Origin of the sequence: Photobacterium sp. BZF1, assembly GCF_014349205.1 — a bacterium.
Classification (GTDB): Bacteria; Pseudomonadota; Gammaproteobacteria; order Enterobacterales; family Vibrionaceae; genus Photobacterium.
In genome coordinates this window covers 1-22,924 of record NZ_JACSOF010000108.1, presented here as the reverse complement: position 1 = coordinate 22,924, position 22,924 = coordinate 1, and the positions used below count along the sequence as shown (strand labels likewise).

Annotated in this window: 14 protein-coding genes; 9 read left to right on the top strand and 5 right to left on the bottom strand. The window is 46.7% G+C overall.

The genetic code is table 11. The features are described 5' to 3' along the window. Nucleotides 1-318 precede the first annotated feature (318 nt). Both BIZ37_RS21030 and pepE read left to right on the top strand, forming a co-directional pair. Nucleotides 319-516: a hypothetical protein gene (locus BIZ37_RS21030; protein WP_187463167.1), complete on the top strand. Its 198-nt coding sequence runs from the start codon at nt 319-321 to the stop codon at nt 514-516. A gap of 100 nt (nt 517-616) precedes the next feature. After that, a complete protein-coding gene (gene pepE, locus BIZ37_RS21025; protein WP_187463169.1) occupies nt 617-1,348 on the top strand; it encodes a dipeptidase PepE in 732 nt (243 codons plus the stop codon). 81 nt (nt 1,349-1,429) lie between these two features. Here the strand turns inward: pepE and BIZ37_RS21020 are convergent, their stop codons facing one another. The 3 genes from BIZ37_RS21020 to BIZ37_RS21010 all read right to left on the bottom strand — a co-directional run bounded on the left by BIZ37_RS21020 (nt 1,430) and on the right by BIZ37_RS21010 (nt 4,763). Then, nucleotides 1,430-2,347, bottom strand: a complete 918-nt coding sequence (locus BIZ37_RS21020; RefSeq protein WP_187463166.1) for a cation transporter — start codon at nt 2,345-2,347, stop codon at nt 1,430-1,432. 185 nt (nt 2,348-2,532) lie between these two features. Beyond that, a complete protein-coding gene (locus tag BIZ37_RS21015; RefSeq protein ID WP_187463165.1) occupies nt 2,533-3,120 on the bottom strand; it encodes a RimK/LysX family protein in 588 nt (195 codons plus the stop codon). A gap of 257 nt (nt 3,121-3,377) precedes the next feature. Next, nucleotides 3,378-4,763, bottom strand: coding sequence for a PTS transporter subunit EIIC (locus tag BIZ37_RS21010; RefSeq protein WP_370577413.1), 1,386 nt, complete (start codon nt 4,761-4,763; stop codon nt 3,378-3,380). A gap of 542 nt (nt 4,764-5,305) precedes the next feature. Between BIZ37_RS21010 and BIZ37_RS21005 the strand changes: the two genes are divergently transcribed. Beyond that, complete coding sequence (locus BIZ37_RS21005) at nt 5,306-6,505, top strand: enolase C-terminal domain-like protein (RefSeq protein ID WP_187463163.1); 1,200 nt, start codon at nt 5,306-5,308, stop codon at nt 6,503-6,505. A 106-nt stretch (nt 6,506-6,611) separates the two neighbouring features. On the opposite strand, the gene BIZ37_RS21000 is transcribed toward BIZ37_RS21005, so the two are convergent. Together BIZ37_RS21000 and BIZ37_RS20995 are read right to left on the bottom strand one after the other, a co-directional pair. Next, entirely contained in the window at nt 6,612-7,322 is a 711-nt protein-coding gene (locus BIZ37_RS21000; RefSeq protein ID WP_187463162.1) for a GntR family transcriptional regulator, read from the bottom strand. 157 nt (nt 7,323-7,479) lie between these two features. Then, the gene (locus BIZ37_RS20995) at nt 7,480-9,057 is read right to left on the bottom strand and encodes a BCCT family transporter (protein ID WP_187463161.1); all 1,578 of its coding nucleotides are present in this window, start codon (nt 9,055-9,057) and stop codon (nt 7,480-7,482) included. Nucleotides 9,058-9,915: 858 nt separating this feature from the next. On the opposite strand from BIZ37_RS20995, the gene BIZ37_RS20990 reads away from it, so the two are divergent. From BIZ37_RS20990 to BIZ37_RS20965, 6 genes are all read left to right on the top strand, one after another. Next, nucleotides 9,916-13,980 carry a UvrD-helicase domain-containing protein gene (locus BIZ37_RS20990; protein ID WP_187463160.1) on the top strand — a complete coding sequence of 1,355 codons (4,065 nt, stop codon included), beginning with the start codon at nt 9,916-9,918 and terminating at the stop codon, nt 13,978-13,980. Beyond that, on the top strand, nt 13,973-17,050 hold the full coding sequence (locus BIZ37_RS20985; protein WP_187463159.1) for a helicase-related protein: 3,078 nt from the start codon (nt 13,973-13,975) through the stop codon (nt 17,048-17,050). Before BIZ37_RS20990 ends, BIZ37_RS20985 begins: the two co-directional genes overlap by 8 nt. Before the next feature lie 3 nt (nt 17,051-17,053). Continuing rightward, nucleotides 17,054-18,913, top strand: coding sequence for a DUF1998 domain-containing protein (drmB, locus tag BIZ37_RS20980; RefSeq protein WP_187463158.1), 1,860 nt, complete (start codon nt 17,054-17,056; stop codon nt 18,911-18,913). 130 nt (nt 18,914-19,043) lie between these two features. Next, entirely contained in the window at nt 19,044-19,598 is a 555-nt protein-coding gene (locus tag BIZ37_RS20975; RefSeq protein ID WP_187463157.1) for a hypothetical protein, read from the top strand. Nucleotides 19,599-19,931: 333 nt separating this feature from the next. Then, complete coding sequence (locus BIZ37_RS20970) at nt 19,932-20,447, top strand: bifunctional 2-polyprenyl-6-hydroxyphenol methylase/3-demethylubiquinol 3-O-methyltransferase UbiG (RefSeq protein ID WP_187463168.1); 516 nt, start codon at nt 19,932-19,934, stop codon at nt 20,445-20,447. A 15-nt stretch (nt 20,448-20,462) separates the two neighbouring features. Further along, on the top strand, nt 20,463-22,898 hold the full coding sequence (locus BIZ37_RS20965) for a DEAD/DEAH box helicase family protein (RefSeq protein WP_187463156.1): 2,436 nt from the start codon (nt 20,463-20,465) through the stop codon (nt 22,896-22,898). Nucleotides 22,899-22,924 lie beyond the last annotated feature (26 nt).

The following is a 22,924-nucleotide window of genomic DNA, read 5'->3' as shown; positions in this document are numbered from 1 at the left end:
GATTAATATTTGATGAAAATTTTATGATTTAACACAGTTGGAACAACTCGGTTAAACCGCAGTGTTAGATCGCCCGCACTTACATAGTGCAATCTAACTTTCCATTCTTGGAATGATTGACATCCTGAATTTAACCTGAAGTTTGTCTAAATATTAATCATGATTCCTGATTATAAAAAATATAATTTAAAAATAAATTGATAGTGAATTGACAATACCCTGAAAAACGAACGCTCTTTTGCTGGTTAAATATTTACAGCCCCTAGCTCTTGGCATTAGCAAAGAGTTTCAAACAAAGCAAAATAATGAGGTGAGTGTATGGATCAGGCAGAAGGTTTACGCAGCATTTTTCAGCGTCAGCAATGTATTCAACGTGTTCGTGGATACCACAAACAAATCCGAGAGGCTGTCGCCCATGGTAAAACCCATCAAGTCAGCGAGTTGCTCGTAGGGCTTGAAACTGCTCAACTTCAACTCGAAGCGACTTATGATCAAGCACCTAGATTAGTTCACTAATAAGTGAGGATGGAGGGACAGTTTTGTGCTCCCCTTCACCTTACTGATAATGAGATTCATATATGCTTAAGCTCTTTTACCCAAATCAAGAGAATATATGATGGATCTCTTACTACTTAGTAACGGCAAAATTGCTGGCAACACCAAGGTGATGGAGTTTGCCTTACCTGCGATTACAGACGTCTTCACCCGCAAACAAGTTAAAAACGTACTTGTGATTCCTTACGCAGTTATTCGCAGCAGCCACGACGATCGTACCGCCATGGTCGCAGAGTCACTTAGCCACCTCGATGTGAATGTTACAGGCATTCACCGCGCTGAAGACCCTGTAGAGGCCGTACGCCAAGCAGACGCTATCGTCTGTAGTGGTGGTAATACTTGGGTATTGAATAAGACATTGCATGATCTTGGCTTAATTGGCCCTATCCAGCAGGCAGTAACCCAGCGAGGTGTACCTTATGTCGGCTGGAGTGCTGGTGCCGTGATCAGTGCCCCGACAATCCGAACAACCAATGATATGTGTATTGTCTCTGCGGCTATTACCCCTTCCCTTAGCTTTGTCCCGTTCCAAATCAATGCTCACTACATTGATGCGACAATTGAAGGCCATATGGGTGAAACCCGCGACGAACGTATTGAAGAGTTCCTCGTGGTGAATCCTCACCAGTCTGTGATTGGTATTCCTGAAGGTTCTTGGCTTGCGGTATCTGGCGATACCATGACTTATGAAGCTGCTAACGGCAAACCACTTCACTGGTTCAAACTGAACCAAGAACGTAAGCTGATTCAAGCCGGTTCAGATGTCACTGAGCTCATGGGCCTAGACGGCTAATTCGTCGAAATTTAGGCTGTTAAAACTAAAGCACAGAATAAGGGAGTACCTCACCTTTATCTCTGTGCTTTTTAGTTTGAATTAAACCAACACCATCTCGACATCAACGAAGGTAAGATCATCGGCGAGTGCATCCTGAAGCGAACTCTTCACTCCCATGACTTGACTACTTTGCTCATTATTCAATGACGCCAATGACAAGCCGACTATCACCAGATAACTACTTCCCGTCTTGCTTATATTCAATGTTTTTGCTTCAAGCCCTTTCTCGCCAAGGGCGAGACTCACCTTTTGGGCAATTTCCTGATGCTGTTGATCGTTCTGCAGTTTGCCACCCGCCAATTCGACAAAAGCTTCTTTGATGATTCGGACTGGTTGGCCAAGCATGGATATAGCCAGCACCACCACCAACAAGGCATCTCCTATGTATAACAAGAAGTCCCAAGCAGAGCCCTGCTCTACATAACCAATCATGACCAATACCGCACCGGTCGAAGCCGACAGAACGCCATCAATCAAAGAGGCTTTCTGATCAACGGCAAGCATCGAACTATTACCCTGCAGCTTTTTGTTCTGGATATAGTAGAAAGCCGACAAGCCCCAACAAATCGCTACCATAGCAACCGCATAATAGACAATCGGGCCAGTTTTGATCATGGCAATGGGCTCGCCAGCCAAATACTGCAGTATCTTGCCGCCATTGGAGGTAAACGCCGAGATAATCACGCCAAGGAGCAGTAAACCTTTTACCAATGAGTACAAGGCTTCGGTTACGAATAATCCAAATGGGAAGGTCTCTGAACGTACTGCCTTTATAGTGGCGATTTTCAAAGCGACAATGGATGAAAGGAACAAGATGAATGACATATTGCCATCAAGCAAAAGTGCCTGCGAGCCCGATAAGTAATACACGCCCCAACCACTCAGTGCCATCACCAAATTAGCGGCTATACCCACCCGGATAGATTGACTCTCAATGGTTATTATTTTTTCTTTCATACCTATCCAACCTACAGTAAATCATTTACATCAATGAAGCGATTTTGTGCATTACTATAGCGATCAGATAGTTACTTGTCATTACAACAGAATAAGGGAAATCATTAGAAATGAAACGCTTCCATTTGGATAATGAAAGCGTCGGTGGTTCTCAAGTTAAAAGTGTTGGGTCAACCAGTAGTTATCTACACGCCATATACAGAGGCTTTTGACACATCTACGACATAGTTACATGACAGCAGGTTGCGGCCAATAAGTAGCTTATCGGACATCAAGCTCCTATCTTTGAGGTTTACTTCGACACTGTAGGCACGGTCATCCAAGGACAAATCCAACTGGATACTGTAACGCATCTCTGAGCCAAGTGAGTTATGTATCTGGCGCACATGGGTGATTTTCTCACGCATGTGTACCGTCTCCCCCAACTCGTTCGCCGTTATGAAATTCACTATCTTGCCAACGTTTTCTTCTGCATCCGGCGAGAAGTCCTCTATTTCAATATTGGTCGCATGAATCGAGGTGCGGGTTGCACCGGTATCAATCCGAGAGCGGAAATTGAGGTTGGCCGCCGAAGAGTAGAATGTTTCCTTCTGACCGATGACCAGTTTGCTCGATGGTTCATCACCTAAACTATCGATGCCGCACGCTTGTGCATAATCATTTGCCAATGCAACTGGCGATAGCATTAGCGTTGAAGCCAATACCGCTCCCAAAGCGATACCCTTGCCTGTTTCAAAGGCTCTAGAATTCTTGCATCCTTTCTTTTTATACATGACAACTCCCTTCCATGTTTGGTTTTGGTCCTTGGTCCTTGGTCCTTGGTCCTTGGTCCTTGGTCCTTGGTCCTTGGTCCTTGGTCCTCTAGCCATATTTACAGAGCTGTTTGACAGGAGCAATACAGGGAAAAAAGGATTTACAATTTTCCAAATGCAAAAAACCGCAGCCATTGCTAGCTGCGGTTTTAACGCTTGTTGAGACTTTATCTTTTTAAAGGCTGACTTTTCAGGCTATAAACCTTGCTTCTCCAGCCTTATTCTTCGTCCAGCTTAACAAACAGCATGGTTAGGACGAATGACAGAGCAAACACGCCACACACACCCATTACAGCCTGGATGAAGTTCTGTGTACCAGCAGACAGGTAAGCTGGCAGGCTGAATACAGATGACAGAATGTAGCTAGTTAGGTGCGTATCAAGCGTTACAGAGATTGCTCCGAACACACCTGCTGCCAAGCTCGCAGTAAACATTGCTTTAGTGTACTTGGTTAGAACACCGAATAGTGCTGGCTCAGTAATACCTAGGATTGCTGTTACACCAGAACCCGCAGTAATTGATGATTGCTCTTTCGATACGCTCTTGCGCTGCTTGTACCAGACAGCAAGGGTTGCACCGGCAATTGCAAGGTTACCCAAGCACATGATTGGCATCAGCAGATCCTTGCCATATAGGGCGAAGTTATTCAGGCTGATAGGCGTCATGCTGTGGTGGATACCGAACACGATAGTAATCGGACGCGTCAGGCCAAAGATGAAACCTGTTAGCGTTGGTGAAATCTCAAGTAGTGAACTTACTACCCAACCTGCACCATTACTTAGCCACATACCCAGTGGGCCAACCGCTGCTAGCGTCGCTGTCGCAGTAACAGCAAAAGCAAGTAGAGGAGTAAATACCGGCTTGGCAACAGTCGGAACAATGCTGTCCACTAGCGGGGTAACTTTTGAAAGCAACCAAACAGCCAGGATAGCCGGAACGATAGCACCGCCGTAGTTCATCAGCTCGATTGGCACCACACCCAACACAGTCAACTCTGCAGCATCGCTAGCAGCCTTTAGTGCAGCGGCCTTATCTGCAAGCTGTGGCGAGAGCATCGCTGCAGCAACAGCCAACGCGATATACTCATTCACGCGGAACATCTTCGCTGCCGAGAAGGACACCAGCATAGGTAAGAAGAAGAAAACAGCGACCGAAATTGAGCGGAAGAAGTAAACCGTATCCGATGTTTCAGAAATCACATTGGTAGCAATAAGGCCAGAGAGCAGGCCCATCAGCATACCCGCACCGGCGATGGCCGGTACAACCGGGCCAAAGATACCCGCTACGACACGCATGACGTTCTGGAACAGTTTGCCGTCATCTTTCGCTTTTGGCTTGTCGTCATCGCTCACGGCAGCACCACTACCCGCCATAATGGCTTGCAGTGCTTTATGCCACTTCTCGACTTCTACACCAATGATGATTTGAATTTGGCCTTCTGCAAAAACGACACCCTGAACCCCTTTGATGGATTTCAACGTCTCTTCCGAAGCCTTCGACTGGTCGGCAATTTTCAGCCTAAGTCGTGTCATACAGTGCGTAGCATCGGTAATGTTGCTGATGCCACCCAATGCATCAATCATTAGCGATAGTTTTTCAGCCATTGCATCTTGTTTGGATGATGCAGATGCTTTTTTTCCAAAACCACCCATCGACTCACTAATTTGCATATTTAAATAACTCTCTTTAAGAAAAGAAATCTAGTGGAATAGCCATCTTTTGTAAAACAAAGATAATCACACTTAAGATATGTCTTATAAATAAATCACTCATGATTTCATTTAATTTGAGTTTAAAACTCACTTTTCAAAATCACGCCGTATGAATTTATTTTCTTTTCCTCCTGGCCCTGAGACAGTGCATCAACTTGCACATTTTTAACCCTGTTCAACACCGGAAGTTCCATTTGATGTAGCAAATGATATAGAACCAAATCGAAAATCCAACGGACGAAACTGAGAGTTAAATCACGAAAATTAGGACATTTAGCGCTAAAACAATTAATTTTCTGCGATTGGTCTGTTTTTTGGTCCGGTTTTGCTAAGTTACCGTACCAATTAAATTTATTAAAAAAATAGGGGTTGAAATAGCCGTTTTCCAATTGGTATATATAAAAATAGATTCCGGCTCAGATGAGAAATTCATTGTGAAAAGAACATTAATCACAGATGTTGAATGCATTATTACTAAACCTGATCGTCATAATTTAATTACTGTTATCGTCCATACTGATCAAGACGTTACAGGTTATGGTTGTGCCACTTTCCAACAGCGTCCGCTAGCTGTCAAAACCATGGTGGATGAATACCTCAAACCACTGCTGGTCGGTAAAGATGCGAACAACATTGAAGACCTATGGCAGATGATGATGGTCAATGCCTACTGGCGTAACGGCCCTGTAATCAACAATGCGGTATCCGGTGTGGATATGGCACTGTGGGATATCAAAGCCAAGCTGGCCGAAATGCCTCTTCACCAACTGTTCGGTGGTAAATCCCGTGATGCTATCCCTGTTTATACCCACGCGACCAGCGACACAATGGAAGGGATCTATGAGCTTGTTGATGGCTTCCTAGAGCAAGGATACAAGCACATCCGTTGCCAACTGGGTTTCTATGGCGGAGTGCCAGAGAACCTTCACGCCACGGAAAATCCAACCGAAGGCTCTTACTATGATCAGGACCAGTACACCGAAAACACCCTGACCATGTTCAAGAAACTCCGTGAGAAATACGGTAACCAATTCCATATTCTCCACGACGTTCACGAACGTTTGTTCCCGAACCAGGCTATCCAGTTCGCTAAAGAAGTTGAGCAATACAAGCCTTACTTTATCGAAGATATCCTACCGCCAAACCAGACCGAATGGCTTGATAACATCCGTAGCCAGACTTCGGTATCGCTTGGCCTAGGTGAGCTATTCAACAACCCTGAAGAGTGGAAACAGCTGATCATCAACCGCCGGATTGATTTTATACGCTGCCATGTTTCACAGATCGGTGGTATCACCCCTGCCCTTAAACTGGCGCACCTTTGCCAGACATTCGGCGTTCGTCTGGCATGGCACTGTCCACCAGATATGACGCCGATCGGTGCAGCAGTAAACACCCATATGAACGTTCACCTGCACAACGCTGCAATTCAGGAGCATGTGGAATACAAAGAAAATACCCAACGTGTTTTCCCTAATGCCCAAGAACCACGCAACGGTTACCTGTACGCATCAGAAGAAATCGGTATCGGTGTAGAAATGGATGTTGCAGCAGCGCGAGATTTCCCGGTGACTTACCGCCCGCATGAGTGGACCCAAAGCCGCCTACCTGACGGTACAATCCATACGCCATAAACGGGCTCGGGGCTAAAATTGTAAAACCTAGGCCCCAGAACCCAGTACCCAGTACCCAGAACCTATCTGTTTAAATAGCTGCGTTATTTCTTCGTGAAATAACCAGCTATTCTTTTTTTCCCCTGAACTTAATATTTTCGCTATTAAACGGGATCACATAGGTACATTGGTAATCAATATCGATGACCTCACTGACAATAAATACTTCGCCGGTAGTCAGAAATCCCCGATTGGTTATTTTCATTGCCGCGAGGCCCTTCTTACAGCCCAGCAATTCCGCTTCTTCTTTTGAAATATTGATCGCTTTATAGCTGGTTAAATATCTATCGATTTGCAGGCCAAGGTCCAAAGTATGGTTTTGCAGCGAGCTCTCGATTATATCGTCATTCATCTTTGGAAAGAGTTTTACCGGCAACTTGGTACTTTCCAACTGTACAATTTTCCCATTGACCAAGCGTAGGCGTTTGATAGCCCAGATATAATCATTTTCATCACTCAAAAATGAATTCTTGTCGTGTGAGTCGGTGATCTTCTTATTGAGGCTGACCTTTTTGTACGACATCTCCTCGAAGCTGTTTTCGGTAATCGAGTTATAAACCAGCGGGTTATTACGGTTGGCATCTTTGACAAAATGCCCTGCCCCCTGGCGAACAAATACCGCACCAATAGCCTCAAGCTTATTCAGCGCCTTGCGGACAGTGAACCGGGACACCGCATAGCTTTCTGCTAACTCACGCTCTGCAGGCAGTTTATCGGTGATCACCCCTTGGTAAATTTTGCTGAGGATATCTTGGACGACGAATTCAAACTTCTTCATAGATGAAATATTCAAGCAATGCTATGTGACTATTTTAACAAAGCCCTTTGAGGTTTCAATGTGCGGACTCGGGGCTCGGGGAAAATTATAACCGATATATAAAAAGCGGCCCCAAACATAGTTTGAGGCCGCTTACGTCAAAACCTATTACTAATTACTAGTAGGCGTTACGCTCGGTTCTCAGTCCTTTCACCAAACTTACGCACATTAGCAGCAAGACAAAGCTAAATGGCAACGCGGTAGCTACTACCCCTGACTGGAATGCCTGCAGAGCTTCCGAGCCACCTATCCACAACATCACAGCAGCGATAGAACCTTCTACTGTTGCCCAGAAAATACGTTGAGGAACCGGTGCATCTACCTTACCGCCTGCAGTAATGCTGTCGATGACCAGCGAACCTGAGTCCGACGAAGTAATGAAGAAAATCAGTACCAAGGCAATCGACAGAACAGAAAGCACCGAGCTGAACGGAATTGCATCATAAACATGGAACAGGGTTAGCGAGATATCATTCAGGCCATTGGCACCCAACTCACCGACTTTGTTAACCACCTGATCGATAGCGATACCACCGAAAATCGACATCCAAATAATCGTCATCAGTGTTGGTACGAAGATCACCGCGAACAGGAACTCACGCACGGTACGGCCATTAGAAACACGGGCGATAAACATACCGACAAATGGCGACCATGAAATCCACCATGCCCAGTAGAACACAGTCCAGCCGTGCATCCAGGTTGTGTCATCACGGCCATGCGGGTTACTTAGTTCAACAATGTTACCAAAGTAAGCCATGATGGTTTCTGGCAGCGCAACTGTCACTACATCGAAACCAACGAAAGCGACAAATACCAGCAGCACAAACGCAAACATCATGTTGATGTTACTAAGCAGTTTGACACCACCGTCGATACCACGGATGACTGAGAAGATCGCAATCGCCGTTACAAAGGCAATCACGCCCATCTGCATACCGATACCGCCATCGGTGCCGAACACATGATTGATACCACTGGTTGCCTGCTGGGCACCAAGGCCAAGCGAGGTTGCCAGACCAAACAGTGTCGCCAATACCGCGAGGATATCGATAACATGGCCCAACCAGCCCCATGCCCTATCACCGAATACCGGGTAGAACACAGAACGAATAGACAGCGGCAGGCCCTTGTTGAACGCAAAGAATGCCAAAGACAAACCGACAATGGCGTAAATCGCCCAACCATGAATACCCCAGTGGAAAATGGTCGCACCCATTGCCAACGCTTTGGCTTCTTCAGTATTTGGCGCCACATCGAGCGGCGTACCAAACCAGTTGGTGAAGTAGGCAGTAGGCTCAGCTACCCCCCAGAACAGCAAACCAATACCCATGCCAGCTGCAAACAGCATTGCGAGCCATGAAACTCGAGAGTGTTCTGGCTTGGCATCTTTACCACCGATTCGAATTTTGCCCAACGGCGAGAGCATTAACCCCAGAGTGAAAACGACAAAAAAGTTAGTCAGCCACATGAAGAACGCATCGAAATCATTGAGGATGCCGTTTTTAACGCTGTTTAGCGCTTCTTTGGCTGTTTCGGGGTCGATGAAGATAAGCGCACCGAGGAACAAGATAATCAGTCCTGCACTGGTGCCGAAGACAGGGTTATGAATGTCAAAACCCCATTTTTGAATGTTGTCCTGACCAACCTGATAGTCGGTCGTCTCTATACTGTATTTCTTTAGTACACTATCCATAAAGTCACTTTAACGTTGTGTCCTCGATGCTTTTTTGTCCATACAAAGCATCAATTTTCGTTAGCGATAAAAATTTTAATTTAGACCACTAAACATTTTTTAATGTGGGTGCAGGGTAACAGCTATCGATAAACAATTCAAATACAGCAAAATGACGGATTTTTGTACTATTTGCTACAGCAGGGCATTTCCAAATTGATATGGACACTAAATATTGGGGTGCAATGGGGGTTCCCAGGGAGTCTTTTAGAGGTCGAAAGGTTTTGGAGGCTCTATACATGCAGGAAGCTATCTACATCAAAAATCTTCACGGCTTGATTGTAAAAATCAGAAAAGAATGTCGATAAGCTAATTTGAAAGAAACTAAACAGGTGTCTGACTTTCTTTACTTCCAGCTCCTTTGACATAGACTGCAACGCTTGAAGCGACAGCATGGCTTTTATAAATACCAATTAAAATCAACAGCTCATCATTGTCATTTTGACCGCGGGATTGACGAGCCTCGTAAACACTATACGTTGAAATGTCATCAAATGACCTTCAATTTTGCTCTAAAGATCACGATAGTAATATTGCTTTGCAATTAACATATGATATGAACTAGGTGTCACGTCATTATTTTGACGATTTTGTTCATGTTAGGTTCAACAATCAAGCAATATATTGCCACCTGCTAACAGTATGCACCGGGTACAGGAGTGAATGGACTCTCTTTGTCACGGTTTCGAGCTAGTGCCCGGTTGATGAACTTAGCCCCAAAGCAAACCCAATAGTCTTAGAAGAGCATCGCACTGTTCACTGTATAGGTTCCCAACCCAACAAGTTAATGCGGCGAAACTTAGGAAATACGAAAGTAAAATGGCAAGTAGGCCCTACATCAATCATTCGTTGGATAAACTACACGAGCTATACCACAACCATGGCAGCGACCTGCCAGTTCTCGAACAACTCTATGCCGAGCTGATGTTCCGAAAAAGGAACCAAAGTGCCCCCAGCTTCAGGTTGGAGGTTGAGGCTACTATCGAAGCAATAAAGCGAGACATCGTACCTAAACAGATCGTAGCTAAACAGAGCAAGCCAAAGCATACCGAAGCTAGTAAGTCAAATAGCAATTCTTCCACTAAAGCCGAACAAAAGTCCGCTATAAAAAAGCCTGCCCTTGAAATGTTCAACACCAATGGGAGCTTCTCACTTGTCCAAGTTCCTGTGAACCTTCGAAAAATTGTGGCAAGAACAGCGCATATTCACGAGTACAAACTGTCTCGGCTCAAATCAGAATTCTACCGGCACTTGGATGAGAGCGAGAAAGCCATGATTGCCAAGGTAGCTGTAAAGTTAATACCTTCAACAGAAAACGGTGCTGCTGTTGAGTTACCAGTAAATACAAGCCCCCCCCAAGCGGTACCGGTCAAAGAGCCTAGTTCAACGCTTGCGAAAACACCTTTACTTGAAGAATTGAAGGTACCTTCAGAACTCGCAGGGGCTAAGGCGGCCATATTATCATTCAAAAGCGACATCACACTTGGTGAACTCGACAAGCTGAAATCATCTACTCTCAAGAGTTCGGGATGCTGGGGTAAGTTATCATATACTTTGCTTTCCTCCCTTAGGGATTTCTGCCACAAGGAAATCCGTCGCTCATCGGCGAAAACAGTTAAGACCGACGGAAGTATTCCTCCCAAAATCAAGACCAACAAAGCCCCAAAGGCCATTGTCAAGAAAACGACTGTTGCCAAAACAGCCAGCAATTTAACATCCTCGAACGATAACGTGGCAACAGTTGAGCTACCCGCCCAAAAAAGCACAGCGTTAACGAACAAAGAGCTTGGTTCAACGGTTACGAAAGCGTCGTTACTGAAAGAACTGGATGTACCCTCTGATCTGTTGAAAGCTAAGATTGCCGTACTAACATTCCAGAGCGACATTACAATCGGTGGGCTCAACAAACTGAGATCCTCAACGCTCAAGAGGTCGGGATACTGGGGGCCACTGTCTTATACCTTGCTCGCCTCCCTGAGGGAGTTCTGCCAGAAAGCGATCCGCCGCTCAGCCGAGCACGTTCAAAAAGCTGACAATAACAAACCCGAGCAGCCCACGAAGGCGATATTATCTAACAAACCAACGTCGCCGGCCAGGAGCCCTCAGCCCCAAAGCAGATCTGGATCAGCTCCAAAGGCCATTGCAGCGACTACAGCCGATAGCTACCTGAGGCAGCTTGAAGTCCCCAAAAACCTTGCTTTGACAAAAGCGGCAATTGTCAATTTCAAGCAAAATATAACCCTCGGCGAATTGCACAAGCTCAAATCGACAGAACTGAGAGCATCCGGTTGCTGGGTAAAAATGTCTTATTCGTCTCTAACCGAGCTGAAGGAGTATTGCCAAAGGGCAAGCAAACGTCCAGCTATTAGCTCGCAAGCAACTTCTCCCAACAAGCCCAATGGTAAAGGCCAGGCTAGTAACCCTTCCAAATCCAACCAAGCTGTAACTTACGCAACTTTGCTTGCAGCAACCGTTGTTCCCAAGGACATAGAAGATGCCCGTTCCAAAATTCTCCGTATCAGGCCGAACATCACACTCAGAGACCTAAAATATCTAAAAAACAAAAGGCTGGAGATAAAACCGGATGATTTCAATGCGCTGCAAAAATTTTGCCGCGAGCTAATTCATTACTCGCCAGCGCCTCAAGCCACTACGGTCAAAGCAGCATCCAAGCCCTCAGTCTCGGATGGAGATATCGTATCTCCTTTGCTTAAGGATATTCCAGTTCGGGGCAAACTCAGCCTGATAAAAGATGCCATCTTGAAGCATGACTCGGGGATTAAGGTCAACCAGCTCAAATCGCTTCGCGCTCACGACTCTCTGAACCTCAGTCCAAAGCAGCTTCACGAATTAAGGCTATTCTGCTGCCAATTTATATCAGGCCAAGGTGTTTCCGGCACAATCAAAGATGTACAAAATACGAAAGCTACAACCGAAGCAGCAAAGAAAGCAATACAGCCAGAAAATAATCAATCCAACCTGACCGGTGATTCATTATTGACAGAGCTTGCCTTCCCCGAAGCGCTCACGGAAATATTGGCAAAAGCAGATCCCTACCTCCCACTCAGGGCTACAGTAAATGACCTGCTGGCCAAGGGCGATTACACCTTTGGTCCCGTCGCCGCAAAAGATACTGCAAAGCTAAAAGAATTTGTCCGAAAGGCACTGCAGCAAAACAATACCAGCCTTTCAGGGGGGCCAACGGCAGCCACCCAAGAGGATTTTTTCAGTGTTCCGATAACCTCATCGGCTATTCTCGATGCCCCTCCGGGCTGTGGCAAAACCCATAGTATTGTCGAAAGGCTGGCAGCCCATGTTGAAGCCCTCGCTACTCCCTACGATGCAAAACAGATCCTCGTGCTTAGCTTCACCAGAAATGCCGTGAACGAGATAAAACAGAGGCTTCATCAACATGCTCAAAATACGGGGAACAGCAAACTGTATTACGTCAGGGTCATGACGTTCGACTCATTGGCTTACCGGACCCTGGATCGTTTGGGGGCTTCGCCCAACGGTAACTTCGATGGAAACATAACCAAGCTTAAAAGTCTTCTGATAACTGGAGAGGCTTCAGATGAAGGAGTCCTCTCATCGTTACGCTGGCTGTACGTCGACGAATACCAGGACCTGGTTGGATGCAGGGCCGATCTCGTACTCGAACTGGCCAAGCAGGCACTGAGCCGAAAAGGGGGCGCCTATCTGCTGGGTGATCCCTGCCAGCAGATCATGAATTTCCAGATCAAGAACAAAGCAGATACCGACAACGCGACATTCGTACGCAGCTTCAAGGCACTTGCAGGGAAAAACCTTGTAGAACTCGGGCTGGAGAAGAGCTACAGGTTCAAGACATCCGAGCAGAAAGAAAGAGTTTCCCGACTGCGAAGCGAGCTGCTTGATCACGATAGTGAAAACATCCGCCCCTCGAAGTTCGCTATAACGAAGCAGAGATTGGGTCCCTTGGGTAGCGGTACTGCAATCCTATGCCCACGCAACATCGATACCCACCTGATAGCCGACCGGCTTCGCGAAGCAGGTATCGATTGCCATGTAAACACGGGTGCCGAGAAGCATGCTGCCCCGAGGTGGCTATTCGATACCTTCACAGGTTGGGAAGACGACACCATGTCGGTATCCCTGTTCAGGGAAAAGTGCAGCAAACACCTAGCAAACGATGGCGAAGACGAACTTTCGTACCTCAGCAAGATGGGAGTAAACGACGGCAAGGCTATCAATGTCAGGCTGTTGGTCGACAAGCTAGAGAACAGTGGAGGATTACCGGACAGCCCCAGCGACACGGCCGTCGTCGTCAGTACCGTGCACAAAGCCAAAGGGCTCCAATACCGTAACGTCATTCTGCTTTGCGATGGGAACAAGCCCCTAAAGCATGGCAGCGACGACCTCTATGCATTCTATGTCGCAGTCACAAGGGCCCAGCACCATTTCGAGCTATTGGCCCCAGACAGCCTTCAGACCCTCAGGCGTGGGAGGGGCGGGATATACAAATATCGTGATTGCCTCTACCTCGAGGGGCTGAACGACATTTGCCAGCCCTCTATTTTAGCAGACGAAACCAGCCTTACCGACGAAGACCTTAGCTACCTGGCAAAGGAAGAGGCCAGCTACCGGATAGCTTCTGACGGAGACAGGGTTCATCTGATCGCAAGGCTCTACAGCGGCAGGGAGCTCAAGCTTTACAGGCTGCCGAGACTTGAGAAGCTCAATCAAAAGGAAAACGATCCCCTGCTGATTGAGGGGATCAGACCCTCGGGGTTCAGTACCTTTATCTACACGGCCGAGGACTACAGGACAGAACGGCTGCTCGGACCGACATGTATGATTGCCCTGCCCGTGTTCACGGGCCTATGGAAATTTAAATATGTATAAAAACAATCACGAAGAAGCACGCAACAGCGTCCTCAAAGAAGTCACACGGCAGATGGTCGGCCCTTTCGTCGAAAACGAGGAAATTGCCGTAGCCCCGTGGGACCTTTATCACACAGCCATGATTTGGCCTGCCGGCAGCCAGCTGGACCCAGAGGAAACACTCGACGAGCTGCACCAGGACGGTGAAACGTTGGAGAGCTTCATGGATCTCGCCAATGCCGCACAGCAAAGTGCCATAGGTTTCACCTGCTATGTATCCTCAGATGCGGCCCCTATAACCGTCACCGCCCGCTGGGCAACCTACCATGAACACAAGGGCGAGGAAAAAATCAGCTGGAAGCGTGTCCCGAGGGAGGCGGAGCTAACGATATCTCCTTCTTCGCTTGAACCGAACACCAACCAGCAGGTTATTGACCAGGACGGCGTCTTGGTATGCCTAAAAACCAAGCGGATCGGCGATTGCCTTTCGGTAACGGCCACCTTGGTGAATGCGAAAAAGAAAACATCACTGTACGGTGAAGGTGTGCTCTACCAGGCCTATCTGGCTATAAAATCGGGGAGCTTCACCGCTGCGCCGGTCCTAAGCCATCTCGGCAAGGACGATGAGTACTGGCAACACGAGTTGATATACAGGGACAACGTCCACTATGCATCGGGACATGGCTGTGCAGTCAGCTGGAAGGGCGATATCCCAGAGGAAATCGGCACCAGCTGGCTACCCGTCCAAGAAGTCATGAAGGCCTCCCCCGATATTGACGAACTCAAGAGTACATCAGCCCTCGACATGGTCTATCTTGGAACGGAAGACCCAGAGAGCGTCTTGGCCGAACTAGAAATCCTCCCCGCCGCGTACTGCGACTGGATAGAAAAACAAGAAAAAAGGGTAGAAGCGATCGTCGAGCGATTCGATCGGAAAAGACAGGATAAAATCCGCCATGCCGCCGAGATTAACCTCGAGAACTGCAGGAAACAGAGCCGGCGCATGATCGAAGGTATTACCCTGCTCAGGGAAACCCCTGCGTTGATGCAGGCATTCCAGCTTGCCAACAGAGCCATACTGAAAAATATTGAGCTGGGGACCCTGAAAAAAGGCAACGCTTTCAACTTCGCCCCAAGGTGGCGGCCGTTCCAGCTAGCCTTTATCCTGCTAGCACTTCCCTCATCGGTTGACCCGTCCCATCCCGACAGGGATATCATGGAACTTATCTGGTTCCCGACCGGCGGCGGAAAGACCGAGGCCTATCTTGGCCTGACGGCGGTACTGATGTTCAACAGATACCTGACTGCAGCAAGTCCAACACAGGCTGCCGGTACTGCAGTCATCACCCGCTACACCCTCAGGCTGCTCACTATCCAGCAGTTCGAACGTGCCGCGCTGATGATATGTGCAGCCAACTTGGTCAAGGCCTCCGTCAGAAAACTTTCAAAATACAAGGATTTCGATATCGGCCTTTTCGTCGGCGGTAATGCAACACCCAACCAGCTGCAGAAGGCCAAGGATTTACTCTCGAGTATCGGGGATGACCAGCAGGTCACAACACTGCCAATCCAGGACTGCCCGGTTTGCGGAACGAAACTCGATATCTCGCACCAAAAGATCATCGACAAGAGCTTGATCACCTGGTGCCCTTCCGAAGCCTGCCGCCACGGGACAGAGCATAACCCGCTCCCCGTGCTGTTCGTCGACGAACAAATCTATGACAGTCCGCCAACTTTCCTGATCGGTACCGTCGATAAGTTCGCCAACATGCCGTTTACACCAAAGATGGCAAAATTGCTCGGCAGGAATACCGGAGCCCTTCCCCTCCAGCTGATCATCCAGGATGAGCTTCACCTTATCAGTGATGCACTCGGAACAGTGACTGCGCTGTACGAGACAGCCATCGACGAGATAGCCAGCAACAATGGCAATCCGGTCAAAATTATCGGCTCGACTGCAACCATCAGGAGGGCTGAACAGCAGATCCGCAAGCTGTTCAATAGACGCTCGATGCAGTTCCCTTCACCATGCCTCGATGCCGACGATTCGTTTTTCTACCAAAGTGACAAGGACAACCCCGGCCGGCTATACGTTGGGATCCACGCCCAGGGCCGCTCGCCGAAACATACCCTTGCCAGGCTGTCAGCCAACTGCCTGCAGGCTGCCGAATACACAGGGGCGGACACCAGGGATAGGTTCCACACCCTGGTTATGTACTTCAACAGCCTCAGGGAGCTCGGTGGTACCTTGCTGCTGCTTGAGGATGACGTTCCCAGGTACCTCGAGGCTATCAAGGTCGACCCTGGTGTAGGCCGCAGGACCATCTCCCGCTTTACGGAATTGACCAGCAAGCTCACCCCTGCCGAAATCCCTGAAATATTGAGCGACCTGCAGGAAAGCTGGCCAGCGGACGCGGACAGCACACGTGAACCGATTGATGCCGTACTCGCCACCAATATGATATCGGTGGGCGTAGATGTCTCGAGGCTGGGCATGATGATCGTCAACGGTCAGCCCAAGAATACGTCCGAGTATATCCAGGCCTCAAGCCGTGTCGGACGAGACGCCGGCAGCTCGGGTATCGTCTTCACCCTATACAATTGGACCCGCCCGAGGGACCGCTCACATTACGAACGATTCCAGAGCTACCACCGCAGCTTTTACCGTCACGTCGAAAACAGCAGTGTGACACCGTTCGCCTCGCGTGCCAGGGACCGTGCGCTGCATGCCGTACTGATCGCCATGGCAAGGCTCACCATCCCCGAGCTCCTGCCCAACGAGAGCGCCGTCCGTATCACCGAACAGCCCATCAGGACGAAAGTCAGGGAGCTGATGAAAGTTATCAGGCGCCGTGTTTCGGCAACCGAGCAGGACGAACTCTGTGATACCGAGGATCACCTCGAGGATATCCTCGCTGACTGGCTGGCCCTTGCTAAAAGAGGCAGTGCGCTCTGTTGGAAGGAAGACAAAAAGAGCAATGTTCCCTTCCTGCTCAGAAGGCCAAGCCCCGAAGCGCACCAATGGCAAATGCAGGGCTCCGTGCGTGATGTGGAGAGCCCAGTAAAAATTAGTATGTATATCCGAGACTAGACAATGGCCACATTCAGACGAAAAAGAACCCAACAGGTACGTAGGGCACTTCCCTCCACCACCGTCAACCAGAGCCAGAGCGTGACCACCTTCAGTGTTGGATCGCTGCTGGAAGTCAGATCCCAGAAAGGCAAGCGGACAAGAACCGCGTCGGCAATCGTCAACGGACTCGATATGTGGCCTGAAGACAAGCTTTTCGATGTTGCCGAACCCGATCTCTGCCAGATGCTGGAGATAGAGGCTCTTAAGTCTCCCCCGACGGAAGACAGCAAGCTGTCCCTGCCGGCCAAGCGCTTCCCGCAATGGCTGGAGTGCAGCCATTGCCACAGGCTCGGTTATGTTGGTCAGCAATTCGACGAGCAGCAGGACGGCATCCCAACCTGTGCCAGCAACAACTGTGACGGCTGGGGCATCCCTACCCGTTTGCTGGCTGTATGTTATGAGGAAAACCATGGCCACGGGCACCAATCCGAATACCATATCGATGACTTCCCATGGAGCTACTGGGCGCACAAAGACAGTGAAAGCGGTATCTGCCAGGCCCCACGGCTTAAATTGAAGGGTTCGAGTGAAAAAACGGGCCTCGACGGCCTGCGTGTTATCTGTGATTGCGGCGCATCCAAATCACTTCGCGGTGCACTGAGTTCTGAAGCCCTCAAAGGTATCAGGTGCAAGGGGAACCAACCTTGGCTGAACAGCAGCAACGAATGTAGCCATTCGATGCGCGCACTGCTGAGGGGGGCATCTAACGTATACTTTCCTGTCACCGCGTCGACAATATCAATACCACCGAACTCCAGTCACCTGTTGCAAATGCTGAAAAGGACGGAATTCAAAAAATTCCTGACGCTTGTTGAGAACGGCGCCCAGTCCCCCTCAGAACTTGCAGACATGCTGCTCCCCTTCCCTGAATTTGTCGCTTTCGACAAAAAACAACTCGAGAAGGCCATCGATACACTCTGCGGTCAGCACACCGCAGCCAGAACCGAACAGGAACGAAAGCGCGACGAGCGGGAAGCCCTTATCGCTGATTACCCCGAGAACGAAGAGTCAGCAGGCCTGGATGATTTCGAGGTAGAAGTTCAGCAACGTGATACCCTTGATGAATGCGACCGTAGACTATCCAACTATTTCCAGGGGATCTCGCTTGTTCACAGGTTGCGGGAGGTCGTCGCCTTCCGGGGGTTCACCCGCCTCGAAAGCCCGATGACCGCCAACAAATATTCGATGCGATGCGCACCGATCTCAACCTCGAAGAAGAGCTGGCTGCCGGCTATAGAAAACCGCGGCGAAGGGATATATATCGAACTGGACCAAGAGCGGCTGCAAAAATGGGAAGTCAGACCGGAAGTTATGGCGCGCGCAGCAACACTCAACGACAACTACCTCGATTCGGCCCAATCGAATGTCGAGAGCGGAGAGGCGCTGGAGATCACACCGAGGTTCATACTTCTCCACACCCTATCCCACCTGCTTATAAGGCAGCTCTCATTGGAGTGTGGCTACTCTAGCGCATCGCTAAAGGAGAGGCTCTATTTCTCCGATGACTACTGCGGGGTACTGATCTCGACAGCATCACCCGCCTCTGACGGAACACTTGGTGGGCTTGTCAGGCAGGGCCTGCCAAATAACTTTGCCAACACATTGACCGGCGCCCTCGGCGATGCCTCCTGGTGCTCATCCGACCCGCTCTGCATTGAGAGCGAAGGACAAGGCAATGATGCCCTCAACCTTGCAGCATGCCACGCCTGCTCGCTCGTATCGGAAACGTCCTGCGAATACCGCAACCTATTCCTCGATCGCGGTCTGGTCATCGGCACACTGGACCACCCCGATATTGGGTTCTTCAGTGACATGATCTAACGAAACAGGCCGCCCAAGTTGGCGGCCTATTCTTTACCGGTCAAAACATTCGCACCCGTAAATATGGCTAGGTTTGCTTCACCCATCATTGAGCCATATGATAAATGGAAACATATAAATTGGTAGATTTATGCCCTCTACGGACATACAGCATCAGCTCATCAACTGGTATTCCCATCGACACCCTGGTTGGCAGCTAAAAACCAGTAATAGACCGGCATCAGAAGATTCTCTTACTTGGCTCAAGCAATTGGAGAGTAAGCTCCTAGCGCCAATAGCAAAGGAGTTCGGCAATATCACCATAACTTACGGCTTCACTTCGCATGAGCTAATAAGGAAGGTTTTGAAGGAGTCCCCTGCACATATTGCCCCTGACCTCGATCAACATGCCGCTCATGAAGTGAACACAAAAGGTACCCGAATTTGCAAAAGAGACGGTGCTGCCTGTGATACTTATATCGACGGTTTTGAAAACCAGATGCAGGTCATTGCACGCTATATCATTGAGAACTTAGAGTTTGATAGGCTGTACTTTTACGGAAGCTCAAGGCCTTTACACATTAGTGTCGGCCCTAAAAAAAGTCACTTTGTACAACTCATGACAACACGAGCCGATGGCAAACGTCATCCCGGTAAGCGTGGTGTTGGCAAAGATGCACTAAAATTAATCGAAATATCAGAGTAATAGTGAGTAGGATATGGATTCACAACAATTTAATCAGCTGGTAAAACGCTCATCATTTTGATGTTCTGAAAACTATATTACTACCCAGATGAGCTGCGTAAATGAGCACCTCTCCCCACAATACGACTATTGCCAGCTCATAACACCTGCTACCACTTTGCTACGCACACATCTCCAGCAATTCTTTATTTCCTCTAATAATTCATATTCAGAAGTCATTAGCAGTCTCTAGTGGTATAATGATATGTTGAATAATATACCTTGAGTGATGATTAAGTGAATTATTATGATCTAAATGCAAATAGCTTTTTTGCTGGAACAGTGAATGTGGACATGTCTTCCATATACAAAAAGTTTGAAACTTTACTTCCTGAACAGTCAAAAATTCTTGATGCAGGTTGTGGTTCTGGGCGCGATAGTCTTTATTTTACTCAAAATGGTCATTTTGTTGATGCGTTTGACTCAAGTACTGAGCTAGTAAAGCTAGCAAGTATTCACTCATCTTTGAATGTTATAAACAGTACTTTTTTACAGTACAACAATGACTCTTTATACGATGGAATATGGGCTTGTGCTTCACTTCTTCACGTCTCTAAACAAAACCTTCCAAATACATTCAATCACCTTGGCAACCTACTTCGAAATAGTGGTGTTTTTTATTGCTCTTTTAAATATGGGATCAAAGAAGTTGAAAGAGATGGTCGAACATTTACTGACCTAACTGAAGACAAACTTGCCGAAGTTTTAGCAAACACAGACCTGAGTGTTAATGAAGTGTGGCAAACAAGAGACTTAAGGCCTGGTCGAGTTAATGAGAAATGGCTAAATGCTATTTTGGTAAAGGCCTAAAATAGGAATTAGCAAATGCCAAATCAATCACTTACTCTTCACAATAACCTATTAACAACCGGTGGAGATGATCCTCTCTTACCTCAGTTAATACACGCTATCAATCATGCAACTGAAGTTGAAATTGCAGTTTCCTTTATTCAACCTTCAGGCCTTGATTTACTGCTACCTAGTATCCATGAGGCTATTGAACAAAAAGCATGTCACAAACGTCCTTTTAAGCTAAGGATATTAACTTCTGACTATCTTCATATTACTCATCCTATAGCATTACGTTCCCTTGTTGAACTAACTAATGATGAAGAAATAGAAGTTAAAATTTTTGAATCGAATAACCGTAGCTTTCATCTAAAATCATACATTTTTGTTCGTACAGATGATTCTCATTCATTTTTCAATGGCACTGCATTTATAGGTTCAAATAATATAAGTAAAAGCGCACTAACAGATGCGCATGAATGGTGTCTACGCCTTGACTATATCTCACCCGATGACTCCCCTCAGGCAAATCAGTTTTACAATATTCGCAACCAGTTTAATAATATCTTCAACCATTCATCATCCAAACCTATTACAGATTTGTGGATAGACAATTATATTAAACGTCGAACACCTCCTACACTATCTGTGGTTGGTGATTCTAGTTTTCTTGATGAAGAAGCATATGTTCCAAACTCAGCCCAAATCGAGGCTCTTGATGCACTAAATTTATCCCGATTATCAGGTAACATTCGTGGCTTAGTCGTTATGGGAACAGGAATGGGTAAAACCTGGTTGTCAGCATTTGACGCAAAGCAAATTGATGCAAAGCGTGTACTTTTTGTTGCTCATAGAGAAGAAATATTAACACAAGCGCTAGCAACTTTTGCTAAATTGTGGCCCGAAAAATCAGCTGGATATTACCACGGTAAAGCTAAAGAGCTAAACAAAGATATGCTTTTTGCATCAGTTCAAACGTTAGGTCGTGAAGAACATCTCAATAATTTCAAATCAAACTACTTTGACTATATTGTGGTTGACGAATTTCATCATGCAAGTGCAAATACTTACCTGAAAATACTCAACCATTTTGAACCTAAATTCTTACTTGGTTTAACTGCAACTCCTGAACGAACTGACCAAGCTAATATCTTATCTCTTTGCCATGATAATTTGGTATTCGAGCGAAATTTAGTTCATGGCATTAACGAAGAAATTTTAGTACCATTTCACTACTATGGAGTATGGGATGAGTCCGTAGATTATCAAGAAATTCCATGGAGGAATGGTAAGTTTGATCCAACTGAATTAGACGCACAATTTGCTACTACTGGTAGAGCTAAACATATATTTAAGCACTGGGAAAACAGACAGCAGTCTAGGACCCTAGCCTTTTGCATATCAAAAAAGCACGCCGATTTTATGGCTGAGCAATTTAACCAAATTTATAAATACAAAGGTTATAGTGCTCTATCTGTTCATAGTGATTCACCTGTTCGTCGAAATGAGGCCTTGAACTTATTAGATGCTGGAGATGTTCAAATTCTGTTCTCTGTTGACCTATTTAATGAAGGAACTGATTTACCATCGATCGATACTGTGTTGATGCTTCGACCAACTGAGTCAAATATTATTTTTATTCAACAACTTGGTCGAGGTCTTCGTAGACACAGCGAAAAAACACACCTTGTTGTATTAGATTTCATTGGTAACCACCGTTCTTTTTTAAATAAGTGGGATGTTCTTGGTATTAAGGATGTCTCAGAAAGTACAAAGTTTGATGGAAGCTCGATTGCTAGTCCACATCTAGGGAATGGCTGTTTTCTTAATATTGATCTCCAAGTAATAGATTTTTGGAAAGAAATAACTAAAAAACTACGTTACTCTGCTGAAGAAGATTTTGAAAACCTCACAAACCACCTTGGACATAGACCAAGAGCAGTCGAATTTTATCGTGCAGGGTATGACTTTAAAAAGGTTAATAAGCAACATGGTAGTTGGTTAGAGCTCATTGCGAGTATGACCGATGATTCTGACTTGAAGTTACTTGTTAGTAATCATAGAGATTTCTTTTTAGAGGCGATTCAAAAAATGAGCATGACAAAATGCTTTAAAGCCGTTTTATTGGAGGCATATCTCGAACTTGATGGTTTTAATTCACCTCCATCTGTTGAAGCATTAGCAACAAAAAGTTGGCAGGTTCTATCTAGATATCCGCAACTGCAGAACTCCGATCTATCTAAAAAAAATCAATCTCTTAAGCCTGACTCAAAAGAATGGTTAAAATATTGGCTCGACAATCCAATTAACGCATTTACTGGAGGAAATAGTAATAAGAGCACAGTATGGTTTAACAATTTGGATGGAAAACTAGAAGCTAATTTCAAGGTTGATTTGTCGTTATTGAACTCTTTTAATGAATTTACAAAAGAGCTTATTGACTTACAACTTGCTAAATACTCAGACAGGTAAGTATTTGAACAACATTTAATATTTCT

Excerpts from the sequence above, each read along its gene's own strand:
- BIZ37_RS21030 (WP_187463167.1), top strand. The coding sequence starts at position 319 with ATGGATCAGGCAGAAGGTTTACGCAGCATTTTTCAGCGTCAGCAATGT.
- pepE (WP_187463169.1), top strand. The coding sequence starts at position 617 with ATGGATCTCTTACTACTTAGTAACGGCAAAATTGCTGGCAACACCAAG.
- BIZ37_RS21020 (WP_187463166.1), bottom strand. The coding sequence starts at position 2,347 with ATGAAAGAAAAAATAATAACCATTGAGAGTCAATCTATCCGGGTGGGT.
- BIZ37_RS21015 (WP_187463165.1), bottom strand. The coding sequence starts at position 3,120 with ATGTATAAAAAGAAAGGATGCAAGAATTCTAGAGCCTTTGAAACAGGC.
- BIZ37_RS21010 (WP_370577413.1), bottom strand. The coding sequence starts at position 4,763 with ATGGCTGAAAAACTATCGCTAATGATTGATGCATTGGGTGGCATCAGC.
- BIZ37_RS21000 (WP_187463162.1), bottom strand. The coding sequence starts at position 7,322 with ATGAAGAAGTTTGAATTCGTCGTCCAAGATATCCTCAGCAAAATTTAC.
- BIZ37_RS20995 (WP_187463161.1), bottom strand. The coding sequence starts at position 9,057 with ATGGATAGTGTACTAAAGAAATACAGTATAGAGACGACCGACTATCAG.
- BIZ37_RS20990 (WP_187463160.1), top strand. The coding sequence starts at position 9,916 with ATGGCAAGTAGGCCCTACATCAATCATTCGTTGGATAAACTACACGAG.
- BIZ37_RS20985 (WP_187463159.1), top strand. The coding sequence starts at position 13,973 with ATGTATAAAAACAATCACGAAGAAGCACGCAACAGCGTCCTCAAAGAA.
- drmB (WP_187463158.1), top strand. The coding sequence starts at position 17,054 with ATGGCCACATTCAGACGAAAAAGAACCCAACAGGTACGTAGGGCACTT.
- BIZ37_RS20975 (WP_187463157.1), top strand. The coding sequence starts at position 19,044 with ATGCCCTCTACGGACATACAGCATCAGCTCATCAACTGGTATTCCCAT.
- BIZ37_RS20970 (WP_187463168.1), top strand. The coding sequence starts at position 19,932 with ATGTCTTCCATATACAAAAAGTTTGAAACTTTACTTCCTGAACAGTCA.
- BIZ37_RS20965 (WP_187463156.1), top strand. The coding sequence starts at position 20,463 with ATGCCAAATCAATCACTTACTCTTCACAATAACCTATTAACAACCGGT.